Annotated in this window: 13 protein-coding genes; all 13 read left to right on the top strand. The window is 64.2% G+C overall.

The genetic code is table 11. From position 1 onward, the window contains the following. Positions 1 to 164 precede the first annotated feature (164 nt). The 13 genes from ACIGKL_RS20815 to ACIGKL_RS20755 all read left to right on the top strand — a co-directional run bounded on the left by ACIGKL_RS20815 (position 165) and on the right by ACIGKL_RS20755 (position 13,468). The gene (locus ACIGKL_RS20815) at positions 165 to 1,220 is read left to right on the top strand and encodes a methyl-accepting chemotaxis protein (protein WP_375139537.1); all 1,056 of its coding nucleotides are present in this window, start codon (positions 165 to 167) and stop codon (positions 1,218 to 1,220) included. A 263-nt stretch (positions 1,221 to 1,483) separates the two neighbouring features. Next, positions 1,484 to 2,233: an SDR family NAD(P)-dependent oxidoreductase gene (locus tag ACIGKL_RS20810; protein ID WP_058171425.1), complete on the top strand. Its 750-nt coding sequence runs from the start codon at positions 1,484 to 1,486 to the stop codon at positions 2,231 to 2,233. A 19-nt stretch (positions 2,234 to 2,252) separates the two neighbouring features. Beyond that, the gene (locus ACIGKL_RS20805) at positions 2,253 to 3,062 is read left to right on the top strand and encodes an enoyl-CoA hydratase/isomerase family protein (RefSeq protein WP_058171426.1); all 810 of its coding nucleotides are present in this window, start codon (positions 2,253 to 2,255) and stop codon (positions 3,060 to 3,062) included. Between the two features lie 159 nt (positions 3,063 to 3,221). Further along, positions 3,222 to 4,106: an SDR family oxidoreductase gene (locus ACIGKL_RS20800; RefSeq protein WP_058171427.1), complete on the top strand. Its 885-nt coding sequence runs from the start codon at positions 3,222 to 3,224 to the stop codon at positions 4,104 to 4,106. Positions 4,107 to 4,137: 31 nt separating this feature from the next. Beyond that, entirely contained in the window at positions 4,138 to 4,911 is a 774-nt protein-coding gene (locus ACIGKL_RS20795; protein WP_058171428.1) for an SDR family NAD(P)-dependent oxidoreductase, read from the top strand. Positions 4,912 to 4,924: 13 nt separating this feature from the next. Continuing rightward, the gene (locus ACIGKL_RS20790; RefSeq protein WP_227788646.1) at positions 4,925 to 5,776 is read left to right on the top strand and encodes a MaoC/PaaZ C-terminal domain-containing protein; all 852 of its coding nucleotides are present in this window, start codon (positions 4,925 to 4,927) and stop codon (positions 5,774 to 5,776) included. Between the two features lie 36 nt (positions 5,777 to 5,812). Then, positions 5,813 to 7,618 (top strand): acyclic terpene utilization AtuA family protein, encoded by a 1,806-nt coding sequence (locus ACIGKL_RS20785; RefSeq protein ID WP_397488333.1) that lies wholly within the window; start codon positions 5,813 to 5,815, stop codon positions 7,616 to 7,618. Between the two features lie 41 nt (positions 7,619 to 7,659). Then, on the top strand, positions 7,660 to 8,820 hold the full coding sequence (locus ACIGKL_RS20780) for an acyl-CoA dehydrogenase family protein (RefSeq protein ID WP_058171431.1): 1,161 nt from the start codon (positions 7,660 to 7,662) through the stop codon (positions 8,818 to 8,820). A gap of 25 nt (positions 8,821 to 8,845) precedes the next feature. After that, on the top strand, positions 8,846 to 9,412 hold the full coding sequence (locus ACIGKL_RS20775; protein ID WP_071557744.1) for a DUF2889 domain-containing protein: 567 nt from the start codon (positions 8,846 to 8,848) through the stop codon (positions 9,410 to 9,412). 124 nt (positions 9,413 to 9,536) lie between these two features. Further along, positions 9,537 to 10,325, top strand: coding sequence for a crotonase/enoyl-CoA hydratase family protein (locus ACIGKL_RS20770; RefSeq protein WP_397488332.1), 789 nt, complete (start codon positions 9,537 to 9,539; stop codon positions 10,323 to 10,325). Positions 10,326 to 10,327: 2 nt separating this feature from the next. Then, positions 10,328 to 11,500, top strand: coding sequence for an acyl-CoA dehydrogenase family protein (locus ACIGKL_RS20765; protein WP_058171433.1), 1,173 nt, complete (start codon positions 10,328 to 10,330; stop codon positions 11,498 to 11,500). 12 nt (positions 11,501 to 11,512) lie between these two features. Beyond that, entirely contained in the window at positions 11,513 to 12,592 is a 1,080-nt protein-coding gene (locus ACIGKL_RS20760; RefSeq protein WP_058171434.1) for an acyl-CoA dehydrogenase family protein, read from the top strand. 75 nt (positions 12,593 to 12,667) lie between these two features. Continuing rightward, positions 12,668 to 13,468 (top strand): enoyl-CoA hydratase-related protein, encoded by an 801-nt coding sequence (locus ACIGKL_RS20755; RefSeq protein WP_058171435.1) that lies wholly within the window; start codon positions 12,668 to 12,670, stop codon positions 13,466 to 13,468. Positions 13,469 to 13,581: the final 113 nt, after the last annotated feature.

The following is a 13,581-nucleotide window of genomic DNA, read 5'->3' as shown; positions in this document are numbered from 1 at the left end:
CATTAAAGCAGGGCGTTCATCATTTCCAGGTAGCTACCGGCCGCTGGTCCAGCACCCTCTATAAGGTCGACGCGCCGCTGGATCAGTTAGTGGCGCTGAACCAGGAGGCAGCGCGAGCGGCGAAGGCCTCGGGCGATGAACTGGTCGGACGGTTGGGGGGCGGTATGCTTGCTCTCTTCGTCGTGGTTGCGGTACTGGCCTTTGGCCTTGCCTGGGCGGTGATGCGCAGCGTGGTCGGCTCCCTGCATGGTATGCGAGAGGTGATCCTGGGAGTGGCCGAGTCCAAGGATTTCACCTTGCGCGCCAAGGTGCGTGGGGCGGATGAAGTGGCGCAGACCACTCGTTCGTTCAATCACTTGCTGGAGAGTATGCAGACCTCTCTGCTCGAAGTGATGGAGGGCGCGCATGGCATTGGGGACGCCTCGCAGCAGATTTCTGCAGTGGGTGCTGAGGTCACCGATGGAGCCAGTGCCCAGGCCGAAGCCTCGACGTCCATGACTGACGCCATTGAGCAGATGATCACGGGCATTGGCCATATCGCGGGCAAGGCCCGAGATGTACTGGCCCAGGCGCAAGAGGCGAGCGCCTCGGCGAATTCCGGGGCGGCGGCCATCGAGCAAGCGGCCCGGGCCATGGAGAAGATCAGCACCCAGGTGGAGCGGAGTGGACAAACCATCGCGACTCTGGGGGTGGAGTCCGCGCGGATTTCCAGCATTGTCGAGGTGATCCGCGAGGTGGCGGCACAGACCAACCTGCTGGCACTCAATGCGGCCATCGAGGCGGCCCGTGCTGGAGAGCAGGGGCGCGGTTTCTCCGTGGTGGCGGACGAGGTGCGCAGGCTGGCCGAGCGCACCACCGGCTCGGTGCAGGAGATCGGTGCGATGATTGCGGCGATGCAGAGTTCGGTGGCCAATGCCGTCGGCGACATGGACGGCGTCGTGACCCATACCGGGCAGAGCAAGGCTACCTCGGAGGAGGCGGCCCAGCGCATGGTCGAGATCCGCTCGAGCGCCAGCGAAGTGTCGGCAGCCATCACCGAAGTCACCACCGCCCTTGGCCAGCAGGAGCAGGCCGCCCAGGCAATCGCCGCCCATGTTCACCAGGTGGCTCGGCTCAGTGAGCGGAACAATGCCGCCGCTGGTCATGTCGCGGCTCTGTCCGGCACCCTCAATCAGGCCACTGATGCCCTGCATCAAGTCGTGGAGCGTTTCAGGCTTTAGGGCTCGTCAGCTTCAGGCTCCATCGCTTTCATGCAAAGGGATGGATCCCAAAGTCACCCTGCTGTCACGCCATCCATGAAATGCCGGAAAGCTGCAGGAGCTGCTGGCAGACGGCTTCCGTCATTCTGCGGATCTGCTGGGCGTATGAAAGGCTGGTCTTCAAGTCCCGTTTATTGTCGTTTCAGACGATTCCAAGTGTCAGTCGATTACATACCCTGAGTTTGCAGTGTTTTTAGCCATCAGATTCGGGGATGTAGAGAAAAATGACTCAGAAAGTAGCCTTTGTAAGCGGTTCCGGGCGTGGCATCGGTCGTGCCATCGCGATTGCCCTGGCGGAAAGCGGTTATGCCGTCGCGGTGGGTGATCTGCGCGAGCTGGAGGGCAATGAGACGGCTGAGCTGATCCGCAATGCCGGTGGCAAGGCGCTGTTCGTGTCGCTCGATGTGGCCGACTCGGCGTCGGTGAATGTGGCGGTGGCGCGTACCGTGGCCGAGTTGGGGTCTGTCGATGTGCTGGTGAACAATGCCGGCTGGGATGAGCTGAAGCCCTTTATCGCTACCGACGAAGCCTTCTGGCAGAAGGTGGTGGACATCAACTACCTGGGCACTCTGCGGCTGATCCATGCGGTGCTGCCTGGCATGCTGGAGCGCAAGTGGGGGCGGATCATCAGTATCAGCTCCGATGCCGCTCGTGTGGGCTCCTCGCTGGAGGCGGTCTACTCCGGTGCCAAAGGCGCAATCATTTCCTTCACCAAGACGCTGGCGCGCGAAGTGGCGCGCAAGGGTGTGACCGCCAACTCGGTATGCCCCGGCCCGACCCGCACGCCGGGCTTCGAGTCGGTGATGGATCCGACCAACGTCAAGGTGCTCGACGCCATGCTCAAGGCCGTTCCCCTGGGGCGCCTGGGTGAGCCGGAGGACATCGCTGCCGCCGTAGCCTACCTGGCTTCGGAGCGGGCGGGCTATGTGACGGGGCAGACGCTGTCCGTCAGTGGCGGACTGACGATGGCCTGATTGCCGAAGGAGGCCATCGATGTCTGGACAACAGGTTTCCCGCTGCGGCGGGGATGCGGTTCTGTACGCCCTGGATAGCCATGGGGTGGTGACTGTTTCCCTCAATCGCCCGGAATCGCGCAATGCCATCGACGATGTGATGATCGATGGTCTCCTGGAGGCGCTGGCGTGGGTCGATAACGAGCCGGCGGCGCGTTGCGTGGTGCTCACCTCGACCCATGAGGCCGTCTTCTCCGCCGGTGGCAATCTCAAGGGATTCGCCGCCGAGGAGAGCATCATCGACAAGCATGCCCGCAATGGACGCCTTCCCGGCGTTATTGCCGCCATGATGCGGCTCAAGGTGCCGATCCTCTGTGCCTTGAACGGCCATGCCCTGGCCGGTGGCCTGGGCCTGGTGCTGGCCTGCGACCTGGTGCTGGCCAGGGAAGGTATTCGCGTCGGTACGCCGGAAATCAATGTCGGCGTTTTCCCTTTCATGATCTCCACACTGATGCTGCGCAATATCCCGCGCAAGCGGGTTTGCGAACTGGTTTTCCTCGGCGAGCAACTGAGCGCCGAAGAGGCGCTGGAGCTTGGCATCGTCAACCGGGTGGTCGACACCGAGCGTTTCGCCGAAACGGTGGCGGACTGGTCGCAACGGCTGGCGAGCAAATCTCCGCTGATGCTCAAGTTGGGCAAGCGGGCCTTGTTCGAGACCCAGGATCTGCCCCTGGACGGTGCGCTGGCGCTGTTGCAGCACTACCTGACGCTGGCCCAGGGCACGGACGATGTGAAGGAGGGCGTGGCCGCCTTCATGGAGAAGCGTCCGCCGGTCTGGCGCGGCGCGTGAAGAAGTCGCTGAAGAAGTCGCTGAAGATTGTCGTTTTCGACGGCGGTCTTCCCAGGGGTTGTCGGCAATATGGTTCCAGATCATGGCGTCGCGCTGTTGCGCGGTAAGGACGCCAGGTTGAATGCCACCGTCATGCGGTTCAAGTGAGAGGAAGGCTAGATGAGCAAGGGTTCGTATCGTTCGATTTTCCGCCCCGAGCTGTTTGCGGGGCAGGTGGCCATCGTCACTGGCGGCGGTAGTGGCATCGGCCGCTGCACTGCCCATGAGCTGGCGTCGTTGGGGGCGAAGATCGCCATTGTCGGGCGTGACAAGGAGAAGTTGCAGAGTGTTCGTAATGAACTGCTGGAGGGCGGTGCGGAGGCGGAAAGCTATGTCTGTGACATCCGCGACGAAGAGGGCGTGCGCAGTCTGGTCGCCGAGGTCATCGCACGTTTCGGTCGTATCGATCATCTGGTCAACAATGCTGGTGGGCAGTATGCGACGCCGGTGGAGCGCATTTCGAAGAAGGGCTGGGAAGCGGTCATCAGCGCCAACCTGACCGGCGGCTTCCTGGTGGCCCGTGAATGCTACCTGCAATGGATGAGCGAACACGGCGGGGCGATCGTCAACATGACCGCCGACATGTGGAACGGCATGCCGCACATGGCCCATTCCGGTGCGGCCCGCGCGGGCATGGTCAACTTCACCATGACCGCCGCGCTGGAGTGGGGGGCCGCCAACGTGCGGGTCAACGCGGTGGCACCTGGGCTGGTGTTCTCCTCCGGGGTGGATACCTATCCGCCGGAGGTTCAGGAGCGACTGCTGCGCTTCAAGAACGACGTGCCGCTGGGACGTACCGGTACCGAGGCGGAGGTCTCGTCGGCCATCGTCTTCCTGCTCTCCGAAGGGGCTGCCTACATATCAGGCGCGACCATCTGCATCGACGGTGCCTTCGCCATGGCCACGCCCAACTACACGTTGCCGCAGAGAAAGGCGGAGTCGCCCGTATACGACGGCTTCCATCTGTCCGTCCCACCTGCCTTGGTGAGGGTTGACGCTCAATGATCAGTGTTAACCCATATGTACAGGAGGCTTCATGATCAATCCCATGAGTCTGGATGGTGAAACCATCGTCATTACCGGTGCCGCCCAGGGTATAGGAAAGGCAGTCGCGGACCTGGCCTATACCCTGGGTGCCTCGGTGGTGCTGATTGATCTGCAGGATGAGGCCCTGCAGGCGGCTGCCGGCGACTATGCCGCCGAGCGGGTGCTGACCTGCGCCGGCAGTGTCAGCGATTCTGCCTTCGTCAATGCTGCCTTCGAGCGTGCCGTCGAGCGTTTCGGCACCCTAAACGGCCTGGTCAACAGCGCCGGTATCATCCGTCCGGCGATGATCGAGAAGATGACCGACGAGCAATGGCGGCAGGTCATCGAGGTCAATCTCAGCGGTAGCTACTACTGTGTGCAGGCCTTCGGTCGTGCCGCCCTGGAGCGGATCAAGGCCGGGCAAGTGGCGCGGCGTTCGATCGTCAACATCTCATCCGACGCCGGGCGCATGGGTACCATCGGCCAGATCAACTACAGCGCCGCCAAGTCGGGTCTGTTCGGCATCACCATGAGTGCGGCCCGCGAGTGGGCCAAGCATGACATCCGTTCCAACGCCATCTGCTTCGGCGTGGTCGAAACGGCGATGACCGAGACGGTGCGCGGCGAGAAATTCCGCGAGGGCCTGCTGGCGCGTATCCCGATGGCGCGCTGGTCCTCGGTGGAGGAAGCCGCGCAGCCGATCTGTTTCTTCCTGTCCCAGGCTTCTTCGTACATCACCGGTCAGGTGATCTCCGCCGATGGCGGCGGATTCATGAGCGCATGAGCGGAGGATGGGCATGAACGTCGATCGCCTGCTCGAGTGGCCGTTCCAGGATGTGTGGCAGACCTATACGGTGCGGGACAGCCTGCTGTACGCCCTCAGTGTCGGTTTCGGCAGCGACCCGACCGACGCGGAGCAATTGCGCTATGTGTTCGAAAAGGATCAGCGGGTGGTGCCCAGCATGGCTGTGGTGCTGGGGCATCCCGGACCCTATGTGACCGATCCCGCCGCGGGCATCGACTTTCGCAAGATCGTCTATGCCGAGCAGTCGATGGAACTGCTGCGGCCTCTGCCGCCAGCGGCGACCGTACGGGCACGTGAACGCGTCGTCGCGGTCCTCGACAAGGGCGCGGACAAGGGCACCCTGCTGCGCACTGAACGGCGCATTCTCGACGACGCCAGTGGCGAACTGCTGGCGGTGTTGAACGCCACTCTGATGTGCCGCGGCGATGGCGGCAACGGTGCATCCCACGGAGAAGCCAGCCCGTTGCATCGCATGCCGGATGGCGAACCGCAGCGAATAGTCGAGATGGCGACATTGCCCCAGGCGGCGTTGCTCTACCGCCTCAACGGCGACACCAATCCGCTGCATGCCGATCCCGAACTGGCCCGCCGTGCCGGTTTCGAGCGGCCAATCCTGCATGGGCTGTGCAGCTACGGCCTGGCAGTCAATGTGCTGCTCAAGACCTGGTGCGATTACGACGCGGCGCGCATCGCCAGCGTCCGCTCCCGCTTTTCGGCCCCCGTATACCCGGGGGAGACGCTGATTTTCGAGACCTGGCGTGATGGGCAGACGCTGTCCTTCCGGGCCTTGAGCAAGGAGCGTGGGGTGAAGGTCCTGGACAACGGCTGTGCCCTGCTGCGCTGACAACGGCGCGCAATTGAATTGATGGAGAACTGACTGATGAACGATCGCATCGTGCGAATCGGCGGCGCCTCGGGTTTCTGGGGCGATAGTGCGGAAGCCGCGCCGCAGCTGGTCAAGAGTGGCAATCTGGATTACCTGACCTTCGATTACCTGGCTGAACTGACCATGTCTATCCTGTCGCGCGCGCGCGCCCAGGACCCGGAGGCGGGCTATGCCCGGGATTTCGTCGAGGTGGCCATGGCCAGCGTGCTGCGCGAGGTGGTCGACAAGGGCATCAAGGTGTTGAGCAATGCCGGCGGCGTCAATCCGCGTGCCTGTGCCGAGGCGCTGCAACGGTTGGCGCAAGCGCAGGGGCTGACGTTGAAGATCGCGGTGGTGGAGGGTGACGATGCCCTCTCCAGGCTCGACGAGTTCCGCGCCGAGGATGTCCGCGACATCCACTCGGGTCAGCCATTGCCGGTCAGGGTAATGAGCGCCAATGCCTATCTGGGCGCTTTGCCGATCGTCGAGGCACTGCAACAGGGTGCCCAGGTGGTGATCACCGGCCGCTGCGTGGACAGCGCCCTGCCGCTGGCGGCATTGATGCACGAGTTCGGCTGGTCGGCACAGGAGTATGACCTGCTCGCCGCCGGTAGCCTGGCCGGGCACCTGATCGAGTGCGGCCCCCAGGCCACCGGCGGGCTGTTCACCGACTGGGAGACGGTGGAAGGCTGGGACAACATAGGTTATCCGATCGTCGAATGCCGCGCCGACGGCAGTTTCGTGCTGACCAAGCCGGCTGGCAGCGGCGGCCTGGTCACACCGGCCACCGTCGGCGAGCAGATGCTCTATGAGATTGGCGACCCGGCGAACTATCTGCTGCCGGACGTACGCTGTGACTTCACTGCCGTGCGCATGACCGCCGTCGGCCCCGATCGGGTGCTGGTCGAAGGGGCCAGGGGGCAGGCACCCAGTCCCAGCTACAAGGTCTCCGCCACCTATGCCGACGGCTGGCGCTGCGTCGCCAATATCACCCTGATCGGCGGGCGTGCGGAGCGCAAGGCGCAGCGGGTCAGCGAGGCGATCCTGGCGCGTACGCGGCGCATGCTCGGCGAGCGCGGGCTGGGCGACTACAGCCTGGTGTATTCCGAGGTGCTCGGCACCGAAGCCAGCTTCGGGCCGCACTCGCGGGTTGCCGTCAATCGTGAGGTGGTGCTGCGTCTGGTGGTCGAGCACAAGGATCGCAACGCGCTGGAGCTGTTCGCCGCCGAACTTGCGCCCGGTGGTGTTTCCTGGGCACCGGGCATGACCAGCATCGGCGGTGGCCGGCCACGGCCTTCGCCGATCGTCAAACTGTTTTCCTTCCTGGCGCCAAAAACGCAATTCCAGGCCCAAGTGTGGATGAACGACGAGCACTGGCCGGTGGCGATTCCTGTGGCGCCGCAGCAGGCGGCTGACGTTGGGCCGGCCGCGAACTATGCCGAGCTCCCGTCGCCGACGACGGTGGAGCCCGTGGTCGAGGTGCCGCTGCTGCGTATCGCCCATGGCCGCAGCGGCGACAAGGGCAACAGCGTGAACATCGGCATTATCGCCCGCGAGCCGAAGTGGCTCGGGGTGTTGCGCGACGAGCTGACGGCGGAGCGGGTGCGCGAGTATTTCGGCCACTTCGTCGAGGGCCAGGTAAGTCGCTTCGACGTGCCGGGCATCGGCGCCTTCAACTTCCTCCTGCAAGGCGCGCTGGCCGGTGGCGGCATGGCTTCGCCGCGCAGCGACCCATTGGGCAAGGCCTTCGCCCAGATGCTGCTGGATATGCCGATTCGGGTTCCGGCGAAGCTTCTGGAACCGTCGCCAGCCGCTGAATGACGGTGGCTGGAAAACAACAATCACTTATCGAGGAACACACAATGGATTTTTCGCTGAACGATGACCAACGGGCCATCGAAGAAGCCATCGGCACTATCTGCGATGCCTATGACGACAACTACTGGTTGCGTGCCGAGAACGAAAAGCGCTTTCCCCAGGAGTTCGTCGACGATCTGGTGAAAGCCGGCTGGATGGGCGTGACCATGCCCCAGGAGTATGGCGGTGCCGGCCTGGGCATCACCGAGGCGGCGATCATCATCAAGCGTATTTCCCGGCTCGGCGCCAATGCCTCCTCGGCGGTGCACATCAACATGTTCGGACCGCATCCGGTGGTGGTGTTCGGTACGCCGGAGCAGAAGGCGCGATTCCTGCCGCCGCTGATTGCAGGCAAGGATCGCACCTGCTTCGGCGTCACCGAACCCAACGTCGGGCTCGACACCACCCATATCAAGACCTTCGCCGAGCGCAAGGGTGACCGCTATGTGGTCCATGGTTCCAAGGTATGGATCTCCACCGCGCAGATCGCCAACAAGATCCTGCTGGTCACCCGCACCACCAAGTTCGAGGACGCGAAGCGGCCCACCGACGGCCTGACCCTGTTCTACACCGATCTGGACCGCAGCAAGGTCACGGTGCGGGAGATTCCCAAGATGGGCCGCAATGCCGTCGACTCCAACGAGCTGTTCATCGATGGCCTGGAGATTCCGGTCGAGGATCGCATCGGTGAGGAGGGCAAGGGCTTCGAGTACCTGCTGCATGGCTTGAATCCGGAGCGGGTACTGATCGCCGGGACCAATATCGGCGCCGGCCAGGCGGTGATCGACAAGGCGGCCCAGTACGCCAAGGATCGTATCGTGTTCGGCCGGCCGATCGGCAAGAACCAGGGTATCCAGCATCCGCTGGCGGATTGCTGGATTCGCTTGCAGGCGGCGGAAACCATGATGTTCAAGGCGGCGAGCCTGTACGACCAGGGCAAGCCCTGCGGCCTCGAGGCCAATATGGCGAAGTACCTGGGCGGCGACGCCTACTTCGAGTCGGCGGCTCGCGCGGTGCGTACTCACGGTGGATTCGGTTATGCCAAGGAGTTCCATGTCGAGCGCTACTACCGCGAAGCGATCATGGGGCTGATCGGTCCGGTCAGCCACGAGTTGGTGCTGTGCCATATCGCCGAACGGGCGCTGGGCCTACCGAAATCCTATTGAACTGGCCATGGGCGAGGAGTGGGGCATGGACTTCAGTCATCCGGTGATGAGGACGTTGTTGCACCGCCGTGACATTCGTTGCGAAGGCTACGAGCGCGAAGATGGCCTGTGGGATATCGAGGCGAGTCTGCTCGATACCCGCACCTCACCCGTGCCGCTGCCCTTCGGTTCCACCCTTACCCCCGGTGAGCCCCTGCACCAGATGGGACTGCGCATCACGGTGGACCGGGATGCGGTCATCCACGCGATCGAAGCGCTGACCGCTCAGGGTCCTTCGCCGGAATGCCGGGATATCGCCGGGACTTACCGGCAACTGCTTGGCCTGCGCATAGGTACGGGCTTTACCGCCGAGGTGAAGCGGCTGTTCGCCGGACGTCTGGGCTGTACGCACCTGAGCGACCTGCTTGGTCCCCTGGCGACCACGGCGATGCAGACCCTGTGGGCGGCGCAGATCCGCAATGCGACGAAGGGTGTCGAGGTGCCGATCAGTATCCGCAAGCCGGAAAAGCTGATCGACAGCTGTCATGCCTTTCGTAGCGATGGCGACATCGCTCGCGTGCACTGGCCCGATTCTTACACTGGCGACGCATGAGTGCGGCATGTCACCGGCAAGTGTGTCGCTTTGGACGATTGCGGGCCGTGGGGCGTGACGCAGAATGATTTGCAAGTTGGCGGCCCAGGCTACAGAGGCCGCTGCGGATACCACACAAGAGGAAATGCTGAAGATGGGTGCTCCTGTACTTGATGATGCTCCGGTCTGCGTGACGCGTGACAACGGCATCCTGATCATCCGCCTCAACCGACCGGCGGAAAGCAACGCGGTGAACGGGGCGCTGGCCCGCGCCGTTTCCGCCGCCATGGATGAGCTCGATGGCGATCCGGAGCTGCGTATCGGCATCATTACCGGCAGCCACAAGGCATTCTGCGCCGGAATGGACCTCAAGGCCTACCTGCAAAACGACGTACCGGCCACCGAGCGCGGTTTCGCCGGTATCACGCGCAAGCCTGCGGAAAAGCCGTTGATCGCGGCAATCGAAGGTTTCGCGGTTGCAGGTGGTCTGGAGATTGCCCTGTCCTGTGACCTGATCGTTGCCGCTCGCGGGGCCAAGCTGGGCGTGCCGGAACCCAAGCGCGGGCTGGTGGCGGCGGCAGGCGGGCTGATTCGTCTGCCCAAGCGCATTCCCTATCAGGTGGCGATGTACCTGGCCATTACCGGCGACTACATCGACGCCGAACGCGCCTACGAGATCGGCCTGGTGAACGAGCTGTGCGAGCCCGGCCAGGCGCTGGAGCGAGCGCTACTGCTGGCGCGGCGGGTGGCGGACAACGCGCCGCTGGCCGTCCAGGCGTCCAAGGCCATCGTGCGTGGGGCGCTGGATCTGGATGAAGAGGGCGGCTGGGAGCTACAGGATCGTCTTGGTCTGCCTGCCCTCGGCACCGAGGATGCCCGCGAGGGTGCCAGCGCCTTCGCCGAAAAGCGCCAGCCAGTCTGGAAGGGGCGCTGATCATGGATTTCCGTGATGCGCCGGAGGACGCCACCTTTCGTGAAAGGGTGCGGGCCTGGCTGGAAAGGGAAGTGCCTGCCCTCGGGCAGGCACCGGACAGACTGGAGGAGCGCGTCGAATGGTGGCGGCCCTGGCAGCGTCGCCTGCACGATGCCGGCTATGCGGGCCTGGCCTGGCCGCGCGAGTATGGCGGGCGCGGTGCGAGCGTGTTGCAGCAAGCCATCTTCTATGAGGAGTGCGACCGCGCCGGGGCACCCGACCGGCTCGATGTGATCAGTGCCGGCTTCGCCGGGCCGACCCTGATCGAGCATGGCAGCAATGCCCAGAAGAACCGTTTTCTCGACCGCATCCTGACCGGCGAAGATCTCTGGTGCCAGCTCTTTTCCGAGCCGGGGGCCGGTTCCGACCTTGCTTCGCTGACCACTCGCGCCGTGCGTGATGGCGATGGCTGGCGCATCCACGGCCAGAAGGTGTGGACCAGCGCCGCCCAGGTGGCCGAGTACGCGATCCTGCTGGCGCGTACCGGCGAAGGCGAACGGCACCGCGGGATCAGCTTTTTCATCCTGCCCATGCGGCAATCCGGCGTAGAGGTGCGGCCGTTACGGCAGATGCTCGGCGGAGCCGAGTTCAACGAGGTGTTCCTCGACGGTGCCTATGTGCCGGACGAGCTCCTGGTCGGCCCGTTGGGTGGAGGCTGGAAGGTCGCGATGTCGACGCTGGGTTACGAGCGTGCGGCGATCGCCACCGGTCGGGTTAACACCTTGCGTCTGCTCGACGAGTTGATCGCCCTGGTGAATAACACCAAGGGCACCGATGGACGCGCGCTGGGCCAGGACGCCTTCATACGGCAAAAGGTGGCTGAGCTTTACGGGCGGATGACGCTGCAGCGTATCACCGGCAAGCGCATCCTCAGCACGCTCGCCGAAGGTGGGGCGCCTGGCCCGGAGGCTTCCACCGCCAAGCTGTTCATCACGCCGCTGGTCGAGGAGATCTGTGATTTCGCGCTTTCGTTGATCGGGATCGAGGGTCAGGAGGAACCCGGCGATGCCGATCCGGCCAGGGCCAGATGGCTGCGGCTGGCCTACCAGGCCCGTGGCACCAGCATTGCCGGTGGAACCACGTTCATCCAGCGCAACATCCTGGCCGAACGTGTTCTTGGAATGAAGCGCGACTGAGTGGGGCGAACGATGCGATTTGCATTCAGTGAAGAACAGGAAATGCTGCGCGACATGATCCATGCCGCCTTGCAGCGCGAGGTCGGACTGGACAAGGTCCGACGTTGGGTCGATGGCGAGGACCTGTCGCCATTCGACGCATTCTTGGTACGCAACGCCTGGCTGGGTATCGGTGTTGCCGAGGACGCGGGTGGACAAGGTGGCGGCCTGATCGAACAGGCCCTGATGTTCGAGGCCTTGGGCCGCAGCGCCGCGCCGAGTGGCGTGCTGCTGGCCAGCGTGGGAACGCTGGGATTCGCCTCGCGGGTTCCCGGTGCTGCCGAACAGCTGCGCGGGTTGCTCGAAGGCGATGCCACGGGTGCCCTGTGCGTGAGCGCCGGCCTGCCTGCCGACCAGGGCGTGAGCCAGGTGCAGATAAACGGCGAGCGCTTGTCCGGCGTCGTGCCGATGGTGTTGGAAGCCCCTGGCGCCAGCCATCTGCTGGTACCCATCCCGGCCGACGAGGGCCTGGAACTCTGGCTGTTGCAGGCGGATGCGCCTGGGGTCGAGATCCAGCCGCGACGCCTGATCGACCGCACCCGCCGCTTCGGCGACGTACACCTGCAGGATGCCCAGGCCAGGTACCTGGGGCGTTTGCCACGGGATGCCGCGCGGGAAGTCAACGCCATCATGGCGCTGCTGATCGCTGCGGAGTCCCTTGGCGCGGCGCGGCGCATGCTCGACATGACCGTCGAGTATGTCGGCCAGCGGGTCCAGTTCGGCGTGCCGGTCGGCTCCTTCCAGGCGGTCAAGCATGCGGCCGCCGAGATACTGGTCGATCTCGAGGCCGCCCATTCGGGCATCTATTACGCCGCCTGGGCATTGTCGGAGGGGCAGGCCGACGGCGTGCCGCAGGCCTGGATCGCCAAGGCGTTCACCACGGAGGCCGCGGTGCGTACGGCGGACCGGGCGCTGATGCTGCACGGGGCCATTGGCTACACCTGGGAGCACGACCTGCAACTGTTCTACAAGCGCGCCAAGCTCAATCAGGAATTACTGGGTTCTCCACGCACTTATCGGGAACGCCTGGCCGAATCGCTGGAGCTGCACTGAGCGGCTTTGCCATTGAGCCGTTCGGCCCAGCGCCGGCCGGCATTTACTAGACCAATGCATGAAAGAGGAAACACCATGGAACTCCAGGACGTCAGTTACGAAGTCGAGAGCGGTTTGGCCACCATTACCATTTGCCGCGAAAAACGCATGAATGCGTTTCGCGCCGAGACGGTGGATGAGCTGGTCAAGTGCTTCAAGCGCGCGTGGGCCGATCCCGAGGTCGGTGTCGTCTGCCTGACCGGCGCCGGCGAGCGCGCCTTCTGCGCCGGCGGCGATCAGAAGGAGCGCGCCGAAACCGGCAGCTACGGCCAGTCGGAAAGCGGGCTGTTCGAGATTCTCGCTCTGCAGCGGGTGATCCGTGACATTCCCAAGCCGGTGATCGCCGCGGTCAACGGCCTGGCCATCGGTGGCGGCCATGTATTGCATGTGCTGTGCGACCTGTCCATCGCCGCCGAGCACGCACGCTTCGGCCAGAACGGCCCGCGCGTCGGCTCCTTCGACGCTGGCTGGGGCACCGGGATCCTGGCGCGTATCGTCGGCGAGAAGCGTGCCCGGGAAATCTGGTTCATGTGCCGCCAGTACGACGCCGCCACTGCGGAGCGCTGGGGCCTGGTCAATGCCGTGGTGCCCGCCGATCAGCTGAAGGCGGAAGTGCGCAAGTGGGCCGACGAAATGCTGGTGATGTCGCCCACCGCGCTGCGTTTCCTCAAGCAATCGCTGAACACCGATACCGAGCATTTCGTCGCTACCGGCAGCGTGGCTTCCACCGGCCTGCTCAACTTCGGCGACACGCCGGAAGCCAAGGAAGGTGTAACGGCCTTCGCCGAGAAGCGCGCCCCGAATTTCGGCCAGTATCGTAGCCGGGTTTCGGTATAACGGAGTCTGCCGCTCGGAAGTGCCTTGAGCGGCCGCTCCGGCCTGGGTCGGTTCCTGGACCTAGGCGGGTGGGGCGCGCCGCTCATATCGGTGAAAGACAATCAGACAAGAAT

Origin of the sequence: Pseudomonas sp. NPDC077186, assembly GCF_044543505.1 — a bacterium.
Lineage (GTDB): Bacteria > Pseudomonadota > Gammaproteobacteria > Pseudomonadales > Pseudomonadaceae > Aquipseudomonas.
The sequence above is the reverse complement of the archived record's forward strand: the minus strand, read 5'-3'. Positions and strand labels throughout refer to the sequence as shown.